Raw genomic sequence first — 22,624 nt, 5'->3', positions numbered from 1 at the left:
AGTATATCAGGTATAATAGAGAAGTTATAGAGGAGGATGTTATGAAAGTTGTAATTGTTAGCGGCTATTTTAATCCATTACACGGTGGACATTTAGATATGATTGAAGCAGCTGCAAAAATGGGTGATTATTTGATTGTAGTGGTGAATAACGACAAACAGCAATTGCTAAAAAAAGGAAAAATTATCCTTAATGAAGAAAATCGACTCCGCTTAATGCGAGCATTAAAAGGCGTGGATCAGGTGATGCTTTCTATTGATGAGAATCCTCCGGTTACAGAAACCTTAGAGATGATCGCTCGGCAATATCCGGGATGTCAATTGGTGTTTGCAAATGGTGGCGATAGATCGGCACCGGAAGTCGTTCCAGAACGTGATGTTTGCGAAAAGTACAACATTGAAATGGTCTATGGGGTTGGCGGCTCAAATAAAGCAGACTCGTCTACTCGAATTAATCAAGCTACTGGACAGGAAAGCTAACTTCGACTTTTCCGACCATATTTTTCATATACAGCTAAAGTTTGCTCTGCCATGCGTTGCCATGAAAATGTCTTAACGTGTTTCTTGCCTTTTTTAATGAGTTCATTACGTAACTTGTCATCAGATAAGATGTCGTCAATTGATTTTGCTATATCCTCGACACTGAAAGGATCAAAATAGTGAGCGGCATCGCCGTGGGTTTCTGGTAAGCAAGTGGCTGTGCTCGAAGCGACTGGCGCGCCGTGTAACATTGCCTCTAATCCTGGCAAACCAAATCCTTCACTGAGCGAAGGGAAGCAATAAACTGCCGTATTTTCATACATCCAGCGCAATTGTTCGTCTGATATAAAGCCAGTAAACACGACGTTTTTAATTCCGTGATCATTTACATATGTCTCGTGGCGAGCGTAATTGCTATCTTTTTTACCCGCCAGAGCCAGCGTTAAATCTGGATATTTTTTCTGTAACAAAGCGAACGCGTCAATCAGCCGTCGAAGGTTTTTATGTGGCGTCGGTCTACCGATATACATAATGAATTTTTTACCAATCAACTCGTCAACAGGCTCGTTACCTTTTGGCAACTCATCCGCTGATTCCAAAGTTACAGTAATTTTCTCTGGGTTTACGCCGGTGAATTTAATCAAATCATTTTTTACGAAGTTAGAAATTGTGATGATGTGCGAAGATTTTTTCGCGACTTTTTTATTGACCCATTTGTAAATTTGCTGCTTAATCCAGAAAACGATAGGATTTTTATCTGGATTCCTGAATCTAACAGTAGTCAAATCTTGCATCGTAGTAACAACTGGGCTGGAATTATACCAAACAGGTTGCTGAACCATCGCAAAATGAACTAAGTCTGGATGGAGACTTTCAAGTTGTTTTTTAAAGCCGATTTGTTCAGCAAAAGTGTATTCTTTATATGGGCAAATAACTTTTTTAAAGTGTGAGTTGCTCGGCTGCCAACTATCAAAATCCTTTGACTTGAGCAGAATAACATAATCGTTTTTATTATCAATTTTCTGCAAATAATGAATCAGCCGTTCGATGTACCGACCAGTGCTAGTCCTTAATGTTCGGGCGTCAATTACGATTTTCACGATAATGTTCCTTCCATGATTTATCAACTATATTTTTTATCGCTTTATGGAAAATTGCAGCTGAAAATTCGTTTGCCGTGGCTGAGATTTTTGTTGGTGAAACTTTTTTACCAGGAAGTTTCTCTAAAGTTTCTATCAATGAAGAATCTGTTTGCTCGGAAAAGAACCAGCCGTTTTTCTCAGATTTTATATAATCAAGCGCGCCGCCAGCTTCATACGCAACCACTGGAATACCAGACGCCAACGCTTCAACTGGCGCGATTCCAAAATCTTCGTGTGAACAAAAAATAAACAAATCTGCCTTTTTAATATATTTTTCTCGCGTGGCATTATCGACGAATCCTAAGAAATTAGTATGTTTATCGGCGATATTTTTTAGGCTATCAACGTCTGGACCTTTTCCAATAATATTTAATTGCCAGCCAAGTTTCTGGCAAGCTTTAATAGCAATGTCAAGCCGTTTCATCGGTACAATTCGCCCCCAAATCAGACAGCGAGGTTTTTTTGGGATGGATGTTTGCTTGCGATTTTTAGCAAGTGGCGAAAAGCTCGATACGTCAATTGGCGGAAAAATAACCGTACTTTTTCGCTGGTAAAACTCTTCAACATCAGCCTGAATTCCCGTAGAGTTGGCGATAAAAATATCAACTTGCTGAGCAGCGTTAAAATCTCGTTTTTTCAGTGGTCGGACTAGGGTCTTTAAGCCTAGGCGCGCCAGCCATTGCGGACGGAAACTTGGTCGTTTGATATATTCGTCGTAGTGCCGCCAATAAAAATGCGTCGGCGTGTGGCAATAACAAATATGAAGTTGATCCGGTCTGGATTTACGGACGAATTTTGCCTCGCCATTTCCCGAACTGGAGATGATAATGTCAAATTCGCTAAGATCAAGCTTGGCGAACCACCATTGTCTGAGAAGTGGCAATAATCGTCGAATTTTTGAAAACGGCCATCGCTGTAAATAGCCAGTAACGACTTTATTATCTAATCTTTCTCGCCATTCATCGCTACAAAAAGAAGTGTAAATTGGCGCATCTGGGTACAATTTGTGAATTTCCAAAACGACCTTTTCGGCTCCGCCTCCGTAAATCCAATCGTGAACTATGGCAATTTTTGGCTTACTCATTAATTATCTTTCTGGAAAATAACCAAGCAGGTTTTTAATAAAATCGTGATGTCCATCCAGATACTCCAGTTCTGGACATAATATAAGTCAATTCGTCGCCGTTCTTCAAAGCTGATACTGCGCCGACCAGACACTACAGCCAGTCCAGTGAGTCCTGATTTGACCGCTAATAAAACGTGTTTTTTGTCGTAGGCGCTTAATTCGTGTGGCACCAGCGCTCGTGGTCCAACTAGGCTGATATCTCCTTTAACAACGTTGAATAATTGTGGCAATTCATCAAGGCTGAAGCGACGAATAAATCGACCAACTGGCGTCACGCGGAAATCATGGTCAAGCTTGTCGCCGTTTTTACGGTATTCTTCAATTAGTTCAGGCTTGCCAACCATTCGAAAGACTTCTTCGTCGGTTTTGCCGTCAAACTTTGCGTAATGCGAGCGAAATTTGTAGACCTTAAACGGTCGATTGTAGCGAGTGAGACGTTTCTGTTGTTTGCCGTGCATTAAAATCGGTCCCGCTGGGTCGCTGATTTTTACGGCGATTGCCACCAAGAGCATAATTGGCGAGGCGATGATAATTCCAATTGTCCCGCCTACAACATCCATAATCCGCTTAACAATTCGCCCATAGCCCATTAGCGGTGTCGGATGAGTGTGAATTAGCGGTACGGAGTCGATGATATCAATAGTGTGTTTGGTGGTCATAATTCCGTCGAATTCTGGCGCTTGATAAAAATCCAGATAATGTTTCTGGGCAATTTGATAATGTTCGCTAACGTTTTTTGAATCGGTTTGGATGATGACGTCAATTTTATCTCTGGTGAGCGCCGATTCTAATGACGAGCGTCGAAGCTTTTTTAATTCAATAGGAATGAACTGAGTTTGCGCAACAATTCCGCTAATCTTAAAGCCGGTCAGCGGATTGGTTTCTATAAAATCAGCCAAAACGTGAGTTAAATCACAATTGCCAATTAATACAACACGGCGAGCTCCTAAACCGCGTTTTAATAGTTTCAGACGAACAATATTGGCGGCGCTGCGGAAAATCATTAGTAAAATAAAACCAATTCCTGTGGCATAACCAGCGACGAGTTTGGCTGGGAATAACGGAGTGTTAGTAAAGAATGTCACGGAAATCATAATCATAATTCCAGTTATTGATGCCAAAAGTATTCGCCCGAAATTTCGTAATGGGTGCGTGTAAACCTCTCGGTCGTATAAGCCAAAGAAATAGAACATCACGATCCACAACGGCAGTGTCATAAAGATGGAAGTAATAAAATCTATAGCATTGATGCTGATATGGAATGGTCTAGGGTCTAGGGAAATTCGCAAAATATAGGCAATAGTAAATGCACTTAATAAAGCTAAGATATCAAGAATGACCAGAGCAATTTTGAAGTAAAAATCAGACTTTTTCCGCATAATCTCTGGGGTAATTATACAAAAATATGCCGATTATAGCAAAACAATGAATCGTATTTATAAAACTGCCAAAAAACCAGAAATGCACAAACATCGCGATGGTTAGAGATAAGATAAATTGAGCTTTAATTTTATGGATGTTTTTTATGGCGAGAAATATGATTATCAATGGGGTAATTAGAAGGGCAAATAGCCCGATGATTCCCAGTCCGCTGAGTAATAATATGTAAAAAACGTAGACCGTTTGGTCCGCTGGGACGTTTATATGAAGGTGTTTTTGTATGAAATTTCCTAGGTTGCCGAGTCCGACGCCAAAGAAGAATGTTCGTGGCGATGACAGCCAAGATTTTATAGCTAAGTCACTGGCGCTGAGCCTGTCATTGGCGGAAGCTTCAACAAAACCGGCAGGTTGGAAAGAATTGTTGCTTGACGGAATGTTTTCGGCGGGTTTTGGCGATGGATTTTTGGCGATGGATTTTTGCGGAATCTTAATTTTCCCGAGAGATAATTGATCGACCATACTGACGAAGGTATTGTGTGCGATGAAGGGCGTGTTGGCATATCTAATGTTGGCTGATGAGAATAATAAGATGAATCCAAATAATAATCCAGCGAAGATGATTGGAAGTTTTTTACGGATAAAAGATGCGTCAATTCGTTTTACAAAAGCGATTATAAATAAGGCTGTGATGGCGATAAAAATTGCCAAAAATCCGCCACGGGAAAATGTTAAAGATATGGCAAGAGTCGTGAAAAATAGGCTAAATTTGGCTAGGCGAGATTTTGATTGAAAGAGCGCAAGGAAGAATGCTGGAAGTAGAGAATTGGCGAAGAATTGCGGTTCGGCGGCTAATAAATTGATTCGTGGAAACCCAAAAACGTCGGCCTTACAACCAGCGCAAAGCGTACCAAACCCTGTTGGTTCAAAAGTGGCGACGATGAGCTGAATGATTGCTAAAATCCCAAAAACCAGCCCGCTCCATAATCCGACATTGATGAGTTTACGTTTTTCTGATTTTGACAATTCGCTGTAAATTAAGCCAGCGGATAATCCGACGGCGAGTAAGAATAATAGCGATAACGAATATAACGTGGTGCGCAGGCGTGCTTCTGCGAAAAATACGCCGACGGTAATGGCGATAAAAATTGCTAAAAATCCGCCGATTAGCCATCGGTTTTTTAATAATTCTTGGCGTTTTTTAAGTAATAATGGTAAGGAAAATAACAGTAGGCTTATGGCAACGATTTGATATAATCCTACGCGCAGTGACGGGAAATCCAGAATTGATAAGCCGACGCTGGGATGCAGGGCAAAGCCGCCACCAAAAATAACAATAGCCAATAGCCAGAATCGAACGTCGTTAATGTATTTTTTTGCCATACTTTAAGTATAGCGTATGGTGTATACTTTAGATATGAAACTGACGAAAAAGCAAAAAATAATGTTGGATTTTATCGATGGATTTATAAAGGGCAATGGCTACAGTCCGACGCTTCGGGAAATTATGCGCGCCTTGGGCTATAAATCGGTATCGACGGTAGCAAAACATGTTGATAATTTGGTGGTTGCGGGATTTTTGGAGAAGCAGGATGGCGAAGTTAGATCTTTGACGCTGAGTAGTGAGAAAAAAGAAGTTTGGTGGCAAAATTTAGCGAAAGAAATTAAGAAGAGAGAAGCTGAAGATGACGAAAAATCACGCTCGGAAGTGGAGATTTTAAAAAAAGCATTGGAAATTGTCCGTCAGTAACTTTACAACTATTCAAAAACTCGCTATAATACAAGACATATTCCGGCATAGCTCAGTGGTAGAGCGGTTGGCTGTTAACCAATAGGTCGCTGGTTCGAGCCCAGCTGCCGGAGCCAAATCGAATTTTAAGACTTCAACAAGTATAGTTGAGGTCTTTTTTATTGATTTTGCGGTTATATATTTATAATATCGCGGAATAGGTGAGATAATAATGACTATGAATAACACTTATTGTGATGGTATGTGGGCTAGATTTCTTTCTAGCCAATGTTTACGGGATGATTTTAAGAGCGGTCCAAAGAGTAGTGACTTAAAGAATATTTTTAACTTTGCTAGCAGTTCGACGGAGAGCGCTGGAGATTTTGAACGGCGATTTCCAGTGATTGCGCATGTTGATCTTTATGGACATACCGCTGTAGACGGCTACTCATATGTTCGGCTAGTAGAGAATGAATTGCCAGAGATACGAAAGTTAGCGGAAGAGAGGCGAGAGGCTGGCGTCGTTAAGCAGATAGATGATTTGATGAGGTTTATAGAGCTGGGCGTTAATGGCGTAGATAACGATGTAGTTTTATTGGTCTTTGATGGTATGTAAACGCTCTGAGATATTTGCAGATGTCTTAAAGCATTTTTACAGAACGCTTGTTTATAGTGGTTTGCATGAGAGCAATAACCACATCTCAACCATTAGCTAGGTCGCGACTTATTACGTCCGATTCTAGTCCATCGCCGTTTCGGGCGATAGTTAATCCATTTGTCGACATAGTCGTGCCGGTGCTGAACGAGGAGAAAATTCTTCAAAGCAGCATTGAAACGATTGACGAATATATGATGGAAAATTTGCCATATCGCTATCAAATAACGATCGCGGATAATGGCAGTCAAGATAACACTTTAAAAATAGCGAAAAACTTGGCGCAAAATCATCAATCAGTTCGTGTTGTAAGGCTGGCTAAACGCGGTCGCGGGCGAGCATTAAAGCAGGTTTGGCAAAGCAGTCAGGCGGATATCCTGACATATATGGATGTCGATTTATCCACTAGCTTGGATGATTTTCTACCGATGATTCAGCCGCTTGTGGCGGGCGAAGCTGGCGTGGCTATTGGTTCTCGATTGATGAAAAAATCAAAGACTAGCCGCGGTTTTAAGCGGGAGTTTATTTCACGGTGTTATAACAAGATTATCAAATTGACGTCGCGCACCAAATTTAGCGATGCGCAGTGCGGATTTAAGGCAATTCGTCGTGACGTGGCGAAGAGATTTTTGCCAAAAATTAAGGACAATGAATGGTTCTTCGACACGGAACTTTTGATTAAAACGGAGCGCGCGGACGTGCCGATTCACGAGCAACCCGTTACTTGGATTGAGGATACTGATAGTCGTGTGAAGATTGTAAAAACTGCGGTCGATGATTTAAAAGGGCTGCATCGAGTTAATAAGGAATTGGACAATCGTTCGTGGCTTGAGAAAATGGCTCTTCCGATTCTGTTGATTGCGACGGGTGCGTTGTATATGTTTGGCGCGATGCATAATGGTATGGCGAACAGTTATTACGCGGCGGCGGTGCAGGCAGCAAACCAAAACTGGACGGCGTGGCTGTTTGGTAGTTTGGACGCGGCGAATTATGTTTCAATCGACAAACCTCCACTGGCGACGATGATAATGGGACTTAGTGCTCGACTGTTTGGATTTTCCAGCTTTTCAATGTTACTACCAAGCGTATTAGCGGGCGTCGGTTCGGTCTGGTTGTTATATTCGGCAGTGAAACGGCAATTCGGCTTTACTAGCGCGATAATTTCCGCAGTCACATTAATGCTAACTCCTGTTGCGGCGTTGATGTTCGGATTTAATAATCCAGACGCTATCTTGACATTTATGCTCACCGCCAGCGGTTACGCATTTCTCAGGTCATTAGAGGGCAGGCGTCCGCTTTTATGGCTTGGTCTGGCGGGATTGTTCACGGGATTAGCATTTAATACAAAAATGCTCCAGGGCTTGATGGTTTTGCCTGCGATGGTAATTGTCTATCTAGCGTTCGCCAAGCCGCCAATTGTTACGCGATTTCTACATTTGATGTTTGCGGGCGTGATTACGACGGTGTCGACTTTATGGTGGAGTGTGCTTGTTTGGCTGACGCCATCTGGCAATCGACCGTGGGTTGGTAGTACGAATGACAATAGTATTTGGAGTTTGATTTTTGGCTATAACGGTTTTGGTCGGCTATTAGGAAGCCACGGCGGCGGAGGTGGCGGAACTCCTCCGAGTGGTGGAATGGCAATAGCAAGCCCTGGCGGAATGGGTGGCGCTCCTAGCGGCGGTCATGGTCCTGGCGGCACTGGATTTGGCGGGCAAACGGGAATATTTAGGATATTTAATAACGATTTTGGGCCGAACATTGCATGGTTGCTAATCTTGGCATTAGCGAGCGGCGGACTACTCTTATGGATTTTACGCAAGACTCCGCGGACTAATCGTGGACGAGCGGCGGTGATATTCTGGATGCTTTGGCTGATCATTCACATCGTAATATTTAGTATGACTAGCGGCGTAATTCATCCGTACTACGTGGTGGTTATGGCACCGGCTGTGGCGGCTCTGGTTGGGATTGGCGCGCCGTTTCTGTGGGGCGCGTACATCAGACGAAAGTCGTATGCTTGGATTTTGCCTATGCTGGTCGGTGTGACGGCGGCGATTGTGATAATTATCCTTAGCTACGCTGGTACGATGATTTGGCTAATGTGGACGGTTGGTGTTCTGGGAGCTATCGGTATGATTGGGCTATTGGTCAATCTATACATGCCGAAACGTTGGCTTCAGAACCTGGCAATTATCACCTCCGTGGCTGCGTGTATGATTGCTCCGGTTGTTTACACGCTGTCGACTATCAACGTCACGCATACGGGCAGCATTCCGACGGCGGGTCCAAATTCAACAGCGATGCAGGGAAGCAATAATGAAAAATCTCAGGCAGACAGCGCGTTGGTTCAGTATCTTTTACAAAACAAAAATGGTGCGACTTGGTTGGTGGCGGTGGATAGCGCGAATGAATCGGCGGCAATTCAGCTAACCAGCGGTCAGCCAGTCATGGCAATTGGCGGATTTAATGGCAGTGACACGCCACTCACGCTTGAACAATTTAAGCAATTGGTGGCGGACGGTAAATTGAAATATTATGCCGCTAGCTCGCACGGTCATGGTGGCGGTCCAAACGGTGGAAATAGCGAAATCGCAAATTGGATTAAGAAAAACGGTAAAGTCGTTAATTATGGAGGTAGTGATGTAACATTATACGAACTATCTGCATAGGAAATAAATTTAACCAAAGGAGAATTATTATGAAAAGATTAGATCAAGAATCTCAAACAACACCAGAAAATATCTTTAACAATTCGGAAAGCGCTTCGAACGAAAAACGCTCAATTAGCGTCGGCGCGGCAATGGGAATAGCAATTGGTGGCGTGGTTTTGTGTGGACTGGGATTTGTTGCGGGTATGCAAGTTGGCGGCTCGAGCGGAAGCCAAATGGGCGGGCAAGCTGGTGGCCCTCCAGGGATGAGCCAATCTCAAGGCGGTCCTGGCGGATCTAGGCAGCAATCTGGCGGAAACGGCGGCACGTCTCAAGCTCAATCTGATCAATCAGGACAATCGGGCTCATCTTCAGTTGGGCAAACTCCGTCAGCTCGAAATAACACAACTAACACGCCGCCATCAGACGCTTCACAGTCTGGCGTAGCACCGCAACCAACTTCTCAATCCTCTCGACAATAAAAACCAACTCCTCAATAAAAAATTACCACCTCATCACGGGGTGGTAATTTTATGTAGTTGCAGGTTAGCGTAGAATTAATAGTCCTGCAGCAACTAATGCTAGAGTGGCGACAACACCTAAGAAGACATTAAATCCTGTGTTTGCGAGTAGACCACTTACAGCATTTTGAGGCTTATTAGCTGGATTGTGGGCGGCAGCTGATGGACTAGCAGGCTGTGGCTGTGGCTGAGGTTGTGGCTGAACCGCTCTAGGGATTGCTGATGTGTCAATGGCTAGAGTACCGCTAAACGTAGCTGAAACTGCCCCGATTGTTACGCTTCTTGTCCAAGGGGTATTCATGATAGTGGATGCTCCGTTGGCTGGCAGTGATAGCAACTGAATGTTTCCAGGAGTCGCTGTGTCGTTAATAACGTCTGCTGAGTTGGTCACGGAAACTACGTTTCCTGCCAAATCTCTCAATGGTGAAGCAAACGATTTGTCGTTAGGTTTAGCATTAGCTCGCTGGTCTTCAAGATTCAGTGAAGTTAGAGAAGTCAGTCCAGCCAGTGGGCTTATATCTGTAATCTTGTTTTCTTTAAGTGATAGAGTTTTCAGAGAAGTCAGTCCAGCCAGTGGGCTTAGATTTGAGATTGAGTTGTGATTTAACGACAAATTCTTAAGATTCTTGGCGGCTTCTATTCCAGTTAGGTTGGTAATGTTTGAGTTATCTAAGTTAAGATCTGTCAATTTTTCCAACTCTACGTCAGTAATTTTTTGATCTGCCGCACGAGTTGTACCAAGTTTTTCTCCTAGTTTTTCATTGAGCAGCTTGCGCAGTTCCGTGTCTTTGACTTCAACCTCTTTAGGCTCTCGCTTTTGATATACACGAACGTAGTCAACTGACATAGTTGCAGGGAATGTGCCTGGTTCTTCTGCTACGACATTGTAGGCATTCGACCATTTACCACCAGGGCCGTCGATATAAGTACCGCCAATTGCCATGTTAAGACGCAGGAAGAATGGTACGTCGAATGGTCCGTGCGGTGTGTTTGCGGCATTTGGTTGACCAAATCCTTCAACTGTATGATAGCTTTTTCCATCAATGAAGTATTCTAGCTTTCCTTCGGTCCATTTTACTCCATATGTATGCCAGTCAGTAGTATTTGAAAAGCCTGCCGGTAGGTCCGATTTGTGGCTGTTCTTGTGTGTCTTATTGGTTATGGATTTTCCCCAGTGTGCATCCGCGGCAGCATAGTCCAAATCAGAGCCCTTTGTTTCTACGATGTCGATTTCGCCATTCATAGGCCACCCGTCGCCGTATCTTTTTTCATTAGGGCTCATCCAGAATGCTGGCCAGGTGCTCTTATTATTTGGCATTTTTATTCGAGCCTCAAAATATCCGTAAGTCCAGGTTTTCTTGTCTCTTGTTTCTATAAATCCAGAGGTAAAATCTTTATTTTTGCCCTTATTACAGGTTACGCCTGGTTTATATAGACCGATCAGATTTAGGCTACCTCCACTGACGTTTATATTTTCCGCGGAGCCTGTATAGCACCCCTGAACCTCACTAGCGTTCCAGCCTCCTATGTATGGAGACCACACATTCGTGTCTAATGAACCTTCATTAAACTCGTCTGACCAGACTTTCTCATATTCACTATCTGTTGGCGGATATGGACTTCCTGCGCTTTTGGCATTGTCTATAGGTAGGGTGAATATCGATCCACTAATAATAGCTGTAGCTATCATTAATCCAGTTACCGCCTTAAACTTTGTATTTAAAAAACGTTTTTTTATTAACATTTTTTATCTCTCCCAATATTTTGATATTTAACACCACTATAACAATAAGCGGAATAAAAGTAAAGTTTAGTATATTGTTATTTTAACAACAGAATTATAGAGGTGTCGAATGCTGAAGTTTCGGCTGTAATAAAAAAATTGCCGTCCCATAATGAGATGGCAATTTTCCTATAAACGCCTAAGCTAATTAGCGATTAATCGTTAGGTTTATTGACTTTAGAGATTTGATGTTAGAAACTGCTCTTAGGTCGAAGACAGAGTTGTTCTTAAGAGATAAAGTCTTAAGGTTTTTAGCTGCCTCTAATCCCGTTATATCGTGAATCTTATCTGCTTCTGACGCGTTGTCGGCTGCATCCAAGTTAAGATCTGTCAATTTTTCCAACTCTACGTCAGTAATTTTTTGATCGTCTTTACGATTAGTACTAAGTACTGTTGACAGTTTTTTATTAAGTTGGGTGCGCAAATTGTTATCTGGTACATTGACTTCCTTAGCTGTTCGTCTTTCGTATACACGGACGTAATCGATTGACATAGTTGCTGGGAATGACTTTGGATATTTAGCTAGGGCATTGTAAGCGTTTGACCATTTACTACCTTGACCGTCAATGTAGTCACCACCGATTGCTAAGTTAAGACGCAAGAAGAATGGCTTGTCGAATGGACCGTAAGGCGTGTCTGCTGCGTTTGGCTGACCGAATCCGTTGACGGTGTGGAACTTTACACCGTCAATGTAATATTCCAATTTTCCTTCAGTCCATTTTACGCCGTAAGTGTGCCACTCTGTAGTATCTTTAAATACAGCTGGCAAATCTCTACCTTGAGCATGTTTTTTATTGCCTGTTGAAAGTCCCCAGTGAGCGTCTGCGGCGGCGTAATTTAAGTTAGAGCCTTTAGTTTCCACGATGTCAATTTCACCACTGCGAGGCCAGCTGCCGTATGTAGATCCATTAGGGCTCATCCAAAAACCAGGCCAAGTACTCTTATTATTTGGCATTTTTATGCGCGCCTCAATATAGCCGTAAGTCCAAGCTTTTTTGCCCTTCGTTTCTACGAATCCAGAGGTGAAATTGCCGCTTTTTTCATTGCCACTACACTTTTCGCCTGGCTTATATAACCCAACCAGATTTAGACTGCCATCTTTAACATTCACGTTTTCTTCTCTATTTCTATAGCAACTTTGAACGTGGTTCGCACCCCATCCGCCACTGCGCACATTCCAAGATTCTGCGTCTAATGACGTGCCATTAAATTCATCACGCCAAACAGGCTCTTGATTCCAGTTGGCGCTATCATTTAGTGGATAATCATCGCTAACAGTATTCTTAGCTTGTACGGTTGGCAAGGTAAGTAGTGATCCACTGACAACTAATCCAGCTATCATTATGCCGGTTAATATTTTAACTTTTGTATTTAAAAAGCGTTTTCTTATTAACATACACTCCCCTTAAATTTATGTTAGACACCAATTATAACAACAAGCATTATAAAAATAAAAGAAGAATAGTCAATTTTACAGCAAAATTAAAGAACCATTATTTACTATATAAATAGCATTAATTAGAGGAATAATTACCATGAAAAAGGTATAAATGAGAACAAGTTAATTTAACAACAAACCTATGGCGACGATGACCTCGCAGGAGATTAACTTGACCGCTAAGGAATATGGTGTTCTGGAATATTTGATGCGGAACAAAGGTAAGGTTTTATCGAAAGAACAGATAGAATATATAGTTTTTTGTTGTATTTTATACAATTATGCTTGTAAAGCTCATTTAGTAATGATATTGTGAAGTCACAAATTAAATTAAAACACAAACGTGTATGGGAGGGAAACAAAATGAGTGTTTCTTATACTAAAATAATCGGCGCCGCGTCGGTGGCGGCTATTGTTGGCATAGTGGCGCTTCATTCGCCGGTAAGTGCTGCGCCAGCTTCATTTACGTGGACTGGCTCAGCTGGTGACCATAAAATGTCAACCGCTGGTAACTGGAAAGAAGGTCAAGTACCAACAGAAGGTTCTAAGTTGGTATTTAAGTGTATTGATAGTCCTAATGAAAACATTCAGAATGATTTAACGGTAACTCTGTCAGGTTTAGAGCTTAAAAAGCTAGATAGTTCTGATAATAAGTCATGCACCTACTATAGTATTGATACGATGCGATTTACGCCAGATGCTGAATTTACTGGAGGTTATACCAGTATCGATAGTGGAGATATATATAAAGCCCCTAGCGTTCATGTTACTGGCGCTGTCACTGGCCTGTCAAGCCTGAAATCGAATGGATTTGATGGTAGATTTGACAGCAAACCGACAATAAGCCGTTTTGAGGTTACTAATGCTGGATGTAATGATATAGATTTTTCTATAAAAGCTGCAGAAAAAATTGTCGGAGAAAATGCTAGTGTGTCGCTAGATGGCGCTAATAGTATCTTGGTTAAAAATAAAGGCCAGTTAGGGATTAGTTCTTATAACACTGAGACAAGTTCTAGTAAAATCACTTTTGAAAATGGCTCGATGATTTCTCATGGAGTACATTGTCAAAGATCTGCCAATGTTGGTTTGAACGCAACGACTGTTCTGTCTGGTGATATCGTACTTAACGGTGATGTTGAATATCGGTTAAGTTCAAATACTACATTAAAAATCACAGGTAAACTTAGCGGTCCTGGTAAGCTGGTTGCTCATAAAGATAATGAAGGTACAGTACTAGTTGAATCTTCAGAAAATACCAGCGGCACCCCGAATGGTCAGTATGGTAATGACCATGAAGCTAAAACAATACAACTAGACGGCGACAAACCTGATGAGTCTGTGACTGTTAAAAAAGGTGAAACAGTTTTACTAAATGGCAGTCGTTCTGATGTATCTGTTAATGAGGGCGGCGTGTTCGGCGGTGACGCTACGGTAAAGAGTCTTTATGTATCAGGTGTTGTTGCTCCGGGCAACTCACCAGGTAAAATTACTGTACTGGAAAACTTCTATCTAAAGAATACCGGTGTATATAAGGCGGAAATCTTAAACAAGGATCACTATGATCAGATTGTTGCGCATGATGTTCATCTAAATGGTAGTCTAGACTTAACATACTTGGCTGGTGGTGTCATTAAGAAGGGCGATACCTTTACGATCGTCAGCAACAACGGCACTAACCCTGTCCAGGGAACGTTTAAGGACTTACCGGAAGGTGCAGAGGTAACTGTAAGCGGCGCAACCTTCAAGATTAGTTATGTTGGCGGTGACGGTAATGATGTTGTACTGACGGCACAGAATGACTCAAAAGCTCCAAAAGCTCCAAATACAGGTGGTGAAAAATTGTCTGTTAATTTGATTGGGGCCATAGCTGGAGTAGTTTCAGCAGCCGCTCTACTATTCGTAACAAAGCGAAAGAGTCTTAGTAAGAAGTAAAGAGCCGAAGTAAAGGCTTAAAAAAATCGACAGGCACGCCATAAGCGGTTTGACGCAGAGCGTGCCTGTTGGCTACAATGAGGTAGATATGGTACGGGGAGAACGAAATATACGCAATTTACAGACACCGCCAAAGGCTAGGGGTCGAGTGGTTGTACCGCGACGCAGGCTGATGAGTGATATTGTTGTAAATGTGACTGATAGTGTGAATATGAAGCATGCTGCGAATATTACTCATCATTCTGTGTCGACTAAAACAAAACAGCCTCGGCAGTGTATAAAATCAAAGAAACCTACGCTAATTAATAAAAAACTGACTCGAGCAGCCCGCTTGCTAGATATCTATGGAGAGTCTGTGTTTGCCGGTGATTTTCGGGGTAGTAAGCATAGATATATTAAGCAATCTTTGCGAAATATTTTAGGCGGTAATTTTCGTAAAAAGCTTCCTGGCGTAATTGCAGTTATTCTATTGACAATCTCGATATATTCATTTGTTGATTCTTGGCTGTTGAATAGTCGAATAAAGAACGCCGTTAATGGGGCGCCAGTAACAGCACGCAGCGATGATTCTAATGATCGTAGAAGTAGTGAAGGTAAAGATGAAACTAAAGTATCTAATGATGCTATTGCCAAATATAGGGTTGCTGCAGATTTGCCGCGAGTCATCACCATTGAGAAGTTGGGGGTTAAGGCTAGGGTTTTGCAAATGAGCGTCAATTCGGACGGTTCAATGCAGTCACCTGTCAACATCTTTGATGCTGGATGGTATACCGGCAGTGTTAAGCCAGGTCAGTTAGGCGCATCAATAATTATTGGGCATGCGTCCGGTACAACATTGGGTGGAATTTTTAATAAACTAGAATCTCTAAATACCGGTGATACGATTAGTGTCGAGCGTGGCGACGGTAAAATACTGCGTTATCAGGTGATAAAAAAACAAACAGTTAAATTATCTGATGTGGATATGAATAGTTTTATTCGGCCAGCTGATGGCGTATCTGAGGGTCTGAATTTGATGACGTGCGCAGGGGAATGGATAAAAAATTCCCAAACTCGTGATCGTCGAGTGATGGTATTTACTAAGCGGATTTAAGTTGTCTGGTGTTATAATTTACGCATGAAGACATTGCCAGATCACGATAAATTATTAACCGACAGAGCTTTGCGGTGTGCGGCGACGGAGCTGAACGTTGATTCATCTGAATTACGGATCACGCCAGTAAGTGGCGGCTTTTCGCTTAATCGTCGAGCATTAGTGTCGTCTGGCGATCGAACGATTTTCGTTAAAGAAGTTGATGCTAATTTATTGTCGGATGAGGGTGAGCGGGAATTAGGCTGGCTAAAAAAAGATTATGCAGTAACGCGCTTGTTGCAGAAAACTTATCCGCAATATGTTGCTGATTGGACTAAATTAGCTGATGACGGTTACGTGTTGATGACGAGCAGTTACGCTTCGTCAGATGGGTGGTTGTGGCAACCTCCAACGGATAACTCTGTCGCGGAACGTTATATTTCGACGGTGATAACCGCGGTTCAAGAGTTGGAAAAAATAAAATTGCCACAGGAGTTGATTGAAGAATTGCAACTACAACCGTTTGCGGCGAGAGAGCTTGGTTTAGATGATGGGATTGATCAGATTATTGCTGACGCTGATATTCGTCGTCGGTTGATTGATAACTATCAAAAACTATTGCCAAATCAGTTGGAGATTAATCAGTGGCGTTGTCAGGCTATAATTGAGCTGTTAGAAAAGCGCGATGAGTTAATTGATATTTCGGTGCGCGCTAAAGAATTTGCCAAGCAGACGGAAGATTGCTTTAATCATTCGGATGTTCGTAGTGACAATTTGGCATTTAATCCGCAAACTGGCGAGTTGAAGTTGGTTGACTGGAACTGGGCTTCCTATGCGCCCCAGGGCTCTGGTGCGACAGAATTTCTGGTTGATGTGGCGCGCCATGGCCATGACGTAACGCCGTGGCTAGGTGAGTTGAACGCGGAAATGCTGGCGTCATTTGTCGGATTTTTCCTTATACGTAGCCTCAAGCCATCACTCAAGCCGGGTGATAATCTTCGTCAAATGCAGGCGTTATCAGCGGCTGTTGCTTATGATTTATTGTAATCTATGTAAAGAAATCATAAATGTAAATAATACAATGTACTTTCATTGACAGACGCTATATATCGCGTGTATATTCAATATTAAGCACTACATATGGTGTTTTAGAAAATAAATAACGTTTTTTGCAACATGCGCCCACTGGAGAGGTTGGGCTAGTTTGCTATTTTTATAAACAAGGAGGGGGAATGTATAAATCAATTAAAAAACGCGACGGTCGAACTGCTAAATTTGATCGGAAAAAAATTGAAAAAGCAATTGAAAAAGCAGGACTGGAAACTGGTGAATTTGACGCCGCTCAAGCAGTTGAATTGACCGACAAGGTTTTGGGAGTTTTGGAAACTCGTAACCAAAAGCGTCTACCAAGCGTTGAAGATATTCAGGACATTGTTGAGGATGCGTTGATTGACTCTAAGTTTAAGAAGACTGCAAAGGCGTACATTATTTACCGCGATCAGCATAAAAAATTGCGCGAAATTACCTCTAATGCACACGTTGATTTGATTGATAAATATCTGGAAAATTTGGACTGGAAAGTTAATGAAAACTCTAATATGGGCTACAGTCTTCAGGGTTTGAATAACTATGTTTCAGCGGAAATTACGAAGACTTACTGGCTGGATAAGATTTATACATCGAAGATTGGACAAGCTCACAAAGAAGGCGACTTGCACATTCACGACCTTAACTTGCTAAGCGTTTATTGTGTTGGTTGGGACTTGACTGACTTATTACAAGAAGGATTTACTGGCGTTGCTGGTAAGGTTGCCTCTAAGCCGGCTAAGCATTTCCGATCAGCGCTTGGTCAAGTCGTGAACTTCTTTTATACATTACAGGGCGAAGCGGCTGGTGCGCAGGCTTTTTCTGATTTTGATACACTATTAGCACCGTTTATTCGCGCCGATAAATTGAGCTATGAAGAAGTAAAACAGGCTATTCAAGAATTCGTCTTTAATGTTAATGTGCCGACTCGTGTTGGTTTTCAGACGCCGTTTACCAACATTACACTTGACCTTGAATGTCCAAAGCATATGGCAGATAATCCAGTGATTATTGGTGGCGAAATGCAGGACACGACTTATGGCGAATATCAAGAAGAAATGAATATGCTAAACAAGGCGCTGCTGGAGGTTCTTTCTGAAGGCGACGCTAATGGTCGAGTCTTTACGTTCCCGATCCCAACAGTTAATATCACCAAGGACTTCAATTGGGACAATCCGGTGATTGAAAGTTTGTGGGAGGCTAGCGCTAAATACGGCATTCCGTACTTCTCAAACTTTATTAATTCCGACATGGATCCAGAAGATGCGCGCTCGATGTGCTGTCGATTGCGAATTGATAATCGTCAATTGGAATATCGTGGCGGTGGACTGTTTGGTTCAAACCCAATGACCGGTTCGGTCGGTGTGGTAACGATAAACTTGCCGCGACTGGCGCTAAAATCCAAGAACGAAAAAGAATTCTTTAATGGATTGGCTGAACTTATGGATATGGCAAAAGACAGTTTGGAAACCAAGCGTAAAGTTTTGGAGCGATTGACCGACGCTAATTTGTATCCGTACACCAAGTTTTATTTGCGAAACATTAAGCAACGCTTCAATCAATATTGGAAGAACCATTTTTCAACTATCGGTTTGATCGGCACAAATGAGGCGGCGCTTAATTTGCTGGGCGTTGATATTGGCACGGAAAAAGGTAAGGCTTTTGCTGAGAAAACGCTTGATTTTATGCGTGATCGTTTGGTGGAATATCAGAAGGAAACTGGCAATAATTACAATCTTGAGGCAACACCAGCTGAAGGCACAACTTATCGATTGGCACAACTTGATAAAGCCAGCTTCCCAGATCGAGCACACTTTGCCAACGGAATTGGCGCGGAAGTTAAATGTCCGTTTTATACCAACTCTAGCCACTTGCCAGTTAATTACACGGACGATTTGTTTGAGTTGATGGATCTTCAGGACAATTTGCAAACCAAATACACGGGCGGCACGGTGATTCACTTCTTCTTAGGTGAGCGCATGGATGATCCGCAAACTTTGAAAAAATTGGTGAAGACAATTTGCGAAAATTACAAATTGCCATACTTTACGTTCAGCCCAAGCTTCTCAATTTGTAAGAATCACGGCTATATTGTTGGTGAGCATCCAGAATGTCCAAAGTGTGGTGAAGCGACTGAAGTTTACTCACGTGTGGTTGGTTTCTTGCGTCCAGTTTCTCAATGGAATAAGGGCAAGCAAGCGGAATTTGAAATGAGGGAGCATTATGACGATGCCGCCGAACACCAGCGACTTAGCGCCGTCGCGGCAGCTTAAGGTGTCAATCGGTGGAATTCAGAAGCTGTCGCTCGTGGATTATCCAGGGCACGTGGCGGCAGCTCTGTTTCTCTCTGGTTGCAATATGCGCTGTGGTTATTGCCATAATCCTGAATTGGTATTGCCTGAACGGTTAGTGCCGAGCCTTCCAGTTGATGAAGTGATGATATTTCTAAAATCGCGAGTTGGTCGGTTGGACGGCGTGGTGATTTCTGGCGGTGAGCCAACGGTAAACGAAGATTTGCCGGAGTTATGTCGGATGATTAAGAAACTTGGTTTTGATATTAAATTGGATACCAACGGCACGCATCCAGATATAGTTCGCGGAATGGTCGAAGAAGGGCTGATCGACTTTATTGCGATGGATGTAAAAGGTCCGCTGGAAAAATATGTTGAGATTGCGGCGCGACCGATTGATTTGGAGGCGATTAAGGAGAATGTTCGGTTGATGATTGATTCGGGAATTGGTCACGAATTCCGTACGACAATTGTCCGCGAGCAACTAGAAGTTAGCGATTTTGAGAAGATTGGCGAGCTGGTCAAGGGCGCGAAGAGATTTGCCTTGCAGCATTTTCGCACAGGCACGACAATTAGTCCAAAGTTTGCGAATTACCACACTTTTACTGACGAAGAATTTAGAGAAGCTCAGAAAATAATGGAAAGGTACGTTGGAGAATGCGTGATTCATTAGAGGTTGAAATTGTGCGCGTCCGTCAGGAAAATCCTGAAGTGAAGACGTTATATTTTGCGCGACCGTTCGACTTTACCGCCGGACAATATATTACGGTTTTTATTGATGGTAGCAGCGTGCGTGAAGGGAAGGCTTATAGCATTTCTTCTACTCCTGACGATGAGCTAATATCAATTACTGTGAAGAATGTTGGTGGTGAATTTTCTAGCTATTTATGTTCACGGAATGTTGGCGATAAATTACAAATTAGCCACGCTTATGGCGATTTTAATCCGCAAACAGAAAGTCCTTTGGTCGGAATTGCTGCGGGCTGTGGGCTTAGTCCAATTTGGAGTGTTATGGCAAGTTCTAGTCAGCCGACGTTTTTATATTTTAGCCAAAAATCGCCAGAATATATGGTTTTTGGAAATGAGCTAGCGGCGTCAAATATTAAAGTGAAGAAGTTCAGTACTCGCCAGCAGATTGAGGAAAAAGATGGTTGGTTTAACGGTCGATTTAATGTGGAAAAAATTGTTCACGAAACGCCAGAAGATGCGCATTTTTTGGTCTGTGGAAGTTTGCCATTTGTTAGAGATGTTTGGCAAAAATTATCCGCCGCCGGCGTAAGTGAATTGAAGATTTCAACGGAGACGTTTTTTGAGCAATGATTGGGGTGACGACTACAGTAGAATTATCATCGACAGTAATTGATGGTGATGATTTTGATGTGTTTTTGTCGCTGAGAGATGGCAATATTAGCGAGGATTTTTCGTCTAGTGTTGGTGAAGAAGTGACTGATGGTGTAGGTCGGTTTGATTTGGTGGCGGTAGCTAGCGGTGAAGCAGAGTTACCTTCTACCGAGAAAGTATCAGTGTCAATTGGTCAAACGGCATGTGCGACATGTGTTGGCTGCCCATTTCTTAGTCAGTGCGTAAAACCTCAGGCGTTAGTCATGAAACAGGAGTCGGAAAGACAGGAGAATGTATCTGATGATATGAATTCTGCGGATGAAGAGGCGATTCCTAATTTGTTGGAAATGACACCAAAACAAAGCTATTTGGATAGACTATTGGCTCCAGATGATTTCGATAGTCTGGATGAAAATGGACGCGGAGAATTGGTGTTGGCGGGATATTCAGAGTCTACCGATTATCAAGAGCCTATTATTAAAAAAGCACCTGAGCCAGTGGTATCAGAGGCGAAGCCCATAGATTTGACAACTAAAACAAATAAGTCAACTGAGAAACTCATACCGCAGGAACGAGAAGATAAAACTTCGACTAACCAGGCGGTTGAAGCTTCGGGCGAGGATGTGGGCATTGAGAAGATAGGGGTGGTCAGTCCTTCGGTGGAGATGAAGCCGCACATTATTGATTCTATTTCTGACGCAGTGCATAATGACAGCAAGAAGCCGGCACCAGAGTCCTTAGATGCGCCGACAAAGACGGAAAATGCGCCGGTATCGGTAGTGATAGATAAGAACACCCAAACCGTTGATGATAATAGCAATTCGCTGGAACATGAAACTGTTTACCCTGCGACTAGCGATAATAAGATTGCCGCTAAGGTTGTAGAGTCTGAGCCGAGCCGAGCAGCAGAAAATGATGAAAGTGCTTTTACGTCAATTTCCGAGCAGCAGCACTTGGCAGCACAATTTGATGCAGTAGGGGCGGATAAATCTGCGATTACGGGACCAATTGACAATTCTGGTACGAAAGCACCAATATACATTCAATCTAACGAGATTAATATAGATGCGACGCCGGATTATAATAATTCTGTCGAATCGACTGACATTGTTGATAATGAGCGGCTGGTTGATACCGCAATAGTTGATGAAGCTAAGGTTGATCCTCCAAACGAGGAGATTGACATATTGGCGGCGGATCAAATTTTCACTGATACACAGGTCTTGTCAATTGAGCAACTTGACTATAGTGGTACGGCGATAGAGCGTAGTCATGGTAAGGATAATGATTTTTGGGCTGAAGAAGATGCGGTTTTCTTTATCGAACGGCAGGAGTCCCCAGTAGTAGAGTCGGAAGCGTCTTCTGCTGAAGCAGTGACGATTGCGCTGCCGGTAGAAACGATTACAGTGCGTGGAGAAACTGATGACTCTGAGCCAGTGGAACAAGTAATTATTTCCACCTCACCGATTATTGAGCCAACACTTGATGTTGAGTCGGACGAGGTGGCAACGAAAATTCCAGAGGAATGTCTCGTGCTTCGTGAGGAGTTTGTGAAAATATCGGAAAAAAGCGATTTGCTGCGCAGTGATGATGAAATTGAAAGTGTAATTATGGATGTTAGTGACATAAAATCAGGCATCAACTTGTCCGGAGAGAAAGCAGAACTTAACGATATTCTGGATGATTGTGTCTATAATGGCGAAGAAAGTGTCGCGAATGGTGATGATTTGCTGATGAATGCCCATCCATCATCTGGTTTATGGTCAGACGATAGTACGCTAAATCCAGAAGAGGGGTTAGTGACAATGACTCAATCGGCTGCGGATGACTCATCATTGGTATCGCGGCTGGTTGGTGTGTTGGTGGTGGCGATGTGTGTGGCGCGCGGCCGACAAGCTAGAGCGATTCCGAATAGCTGATGATCTTTGCGTGGTGTAAGCGATAAATAGGGCTGCGCGAAATGATAGCGCGAAGATTGGCAGCTGATGAATGGTTAAAGCC

Annotated in this window: 19 protein-coding genes and 1 tRNA gene; 14 read left to right on the top strand and 6 right to left on the bottom strand. The window is 42.7% G+C overall.

The features are described from left to right. Positions 1-41 precede the first annotated feature (41 nt). Positions 42-479: an adenylyltransferase/cytidyltransferase family protein gene (locus tag LRM44_RS00520; protein WP_129631885.1), complete on the top strand. Its 438-nt coding sequence runs from the start codon at positions 42-44 to the stop codon at positions 477-479. On the opposite strand, the gene LRM44_RS00515 is transcribed toward LRM44_RS00520, so the two are convergent. Genes LRM44_RS00515 through LRM44_RS00500 form a run of 4 tightly spaced genes read right to left on the bottom strand, consistent with a single transcriptional unit; the run spans position 476 to position 5,507 of the window. Then, positions 476-1,579: a glycosyltransferase family 4 protein gene (locus LRM44_RS00515; RefSeq protein ID WP_243804055.1), complete on the bottom strand. Its 1,104-nt coding sequence runs from the start codon at positions 1,577-1,579 to the stop codon at positions 476-478. The genes LRM44_RS00520 and LRM44_RS00515 overlap by 4 nt on opposite strands. Then, the gene (locus tag LRM44_RS00510) at positions 1,563-2,705 is read right to left on the bottom strand and encodes a glycosyltransferase (protein ID WP_243804052.1); all 1,143 of its coding nucleotides are present in this window, start codon (positions 2,703-2,705) and stop codon (positions 1,563-1,565) included. The genes LRM44_RS00515 and LRM44_RS00510 overlap by 17 nt, the downstream gene beginning before the upstream one ends. Next, the gene (locus LRM44_RS00505; protein WP_243804050.1) at positions 2,705-4,126 is read right to left on the bottom strand and encodes a sugar transferase; all 1,422 of its coding nucleotides are present in this window, start codon (positions 4,124-4,126) and stop codon (positions 2,705-2,707) included. The genes LRM44_RS00510 and LRM44_RS00505 overlap by 1 nt, the downstream gene beginning before the upstream one ends. Next, positions 4,110-5,507 (bottom strand): O-antigen ligase family protein, encoded by a 1,398-nt coding sequence (locus LRM44_RS00500; protein WP_243804048.1) that lies wholly within the window; start codon positions 5,505-5,507, stop codon positions 4,110-4,112. Before LRM44_RS00500 ends, LRM44_RS00505 begins: the two co-directional genes overlap by 17 nt. Before the next feature lie 34 nt (positions 5,508-5,541). Between LRM44_RS00500 and LRM44_RS00495 the strand changes: the two genes are divergently transcribed. From LRM44_RS00495 to LRM44_RS00475, 5 genes are all read left to right on the top strand, one after another. Next, on the top strand, positions 5,542-5,874 hold the full coding sequence (locus tag LRM44_RS00495; RefSeq protein ID WP_243804045.1) for a LexA family protein: 333 nt from the start codon (positions 5,542-5,544) through the stop codon (positions 5,872-5,874). A gap of 41 nt (positions 5,875-5,915) precedes the next feature. Then, positions 5,916-5,990 (top strand) — tRNA-Asn (locus LRM44_RS00490). A 101-nt stretch (positions 5,991-6,091) separates the two neighbouring features. Beyond that, entirely contained in the window at positions 6,092-6,469 is a 378-nt protein-coding gene (locus tag LRM44_RS00485; protein WP_243804043.1) for a hypothetical protein, read from the top strand. 65 nt (positions 6,470-6,534) lie between these two features. Beyond that, complete coding sequence (locus LRM44_RS00480) at positions 6,535-9,180, top strand: mannosyltransferase YkcB-related protein (protein ID WP_243804041.1); 2,646 nt, start codon at positions 6,535-6,537, stop codon at positions 9,178-9,180. Between the two features lie 29 nt (positions 9,181-9,209). After that, the gene (locus LRM44_RS00475) at positions 9,210-9,641 is read left to right on the top strand and encodes a hypothetical protein (protein ID WP_243804038.1); all 432 of its coding nucleotides are present in this window, start codon (positions 9,210-9,212) and stop codon (positions 9,639-9,641) included. 64 nt (positions 9,642-9,705) lie between these two features. Here LRM44_RS00475 and LRM44_RS00470 read toward each other — a convergent pair whose 3' ends face one another. Both LRM44_RS00470 and LRM44_RS00465 read right to left on the bottom strand, forming a co-directional pair. Continuing rightward, positions 9,706-11,370: a family 16 glycosylhydrolase gene (locus LRM44_RS00470; protein WP_243804036.1), complete on the bottom strand. Its 1,665-nt coding sequence runs from the start codon at positions 11,368-11,370 to the stop codon at positions 9,706-9,708. A gap of 241 nt (positions 11,371-11,611) precedes the next feature. Beyond that, complete coding sequence (locus tag LRM44_RS00465) at positions 11,612-12,805, bottom strand: glycoside hydrolase family 16 protein (protein WP_243804033.1); 1,194 nt, start codon at positions 12,803-12,805, stop codon at positions 11,612-11,614. 238 nt (positions 12,806-13,043) lie between these two features. Here LRM44_RS00465 and LRM44_RS04185 point away from each other — a divergent pair, with 238 nt between their 5' ends. The 8 genes from LRM44_RS04185 to LRM44_RS00430 all read left to right on the top strand — a co-directional run bounded on the left by LRM44_RS04185 (position 13,044) and on the right by LRM44_RS00430 (position 22,542). Further along, a complete protein-coding gene (locus LRM44_RS04185) occupies positions 13,044-13,217 on the top strand; it encodes a winged helix-turn-helix domain-containing protein (protein ID WP_445083026.1) in 174 nt (57 codons plus the stop codon). Positions 13,218-13,264: 47 nt separating this feature from the next. After that, positions 13,265-14,833, top strand: coding sequence for a hypothetical protein (locus LRM44_RS00460; protein WP_243804031.1), 1,569 nt, complete (start codon positions 13,265-13,267; stop codon positions 14,831-14,833). Positions 14,834-14,921: 88 nt separating this feature from the next. Continuing rightward, on the top strand, positions 14,922-15,926 hold the full coding sequence (locus tag LRM44_RS00455) for a class F sortase (protein WP_243804028.1): 1,005 nt from the start codon (positions 14,922-14,924) through the stop codon (positions 15,924-15,926). A 24-nt stretch (positions 15,927-15,950) separates the two neighbouring features. Next, entirely contained in the window at positions 15,951-16,952 is a 1,002-nt protein-coding gene (locus LRM44_RS00450; protein ID WP_243804025.1) for an aminoglycoside phosphotransferase family protein, read from the top strand. A 185-nt stretch (positions 16,953-17,137) separates the two neighbouring features. Next, entirely contained in the window at positions 17,138-19,264 is a 2,127-nt protein-coding gene (locus LRM44_RS00445) for a ribonucleoside triphosphate reductase (protein WP_243804023.1), read from the top strand. Beyond that, on the top strand, positions 19,215-19,955 hold the full coding sequence (locus LRM44_RS00440) for an anaerobic ribonucleoside-triphosphate reductase activating protein (RefSeq protein WP_243804021.1): 741 nt from the start codon (positions 19,215-19,217) through the stop codon (positions 19,953-19,955). Before LRM44_RS00445 ends, LRM44_RS00440 begins: the two co-directional genes overlap by 50 nt. Beyond that, the gene (locus tag LRM44_RS00435; RefSeq protein WP_243804019.1) at positions 19,940-20,602 is read left to right on the top strand and encodes a ferredoxin--NADP reductase; all 663 of its coding nucleotides are present in this window, start codon (positions 19,940-19,942) and stop codon (positions 20,600-20,602) included. The genes LRM44_RS00440 and LRM44_RS00435 overlap by 16 nt, the downstream gene beginning before the upstream one ends. Next, entirely contained in the window at positions 20,599-22,542 is a 1,944-nt protein-coding gene (locus tag LRM44_RS00430; protein WP_243804016.1) for a hypothetical protein, read from the top strand. Before LRM44_RS00435 ends, LRM44_RS00430 begins: the two co-directional genes overlap by 4 nt. The last annotated feature ends 82 nt before the right edge of the window (positions 22,543-22,624 follow it).

It is taken from the genome of Candidatus Nanosynbacter sp. HMT-352, assembly GCF_022819385.1.
GTDB lineage: Bacteria > Patescibacteriota > Saccharimonadia > Saccharimonadales > Saccharimonadaceae > Nanosynbacter.
This window is presented reverse-complemented; position numbering and strand designations above follow the sequence as displayed.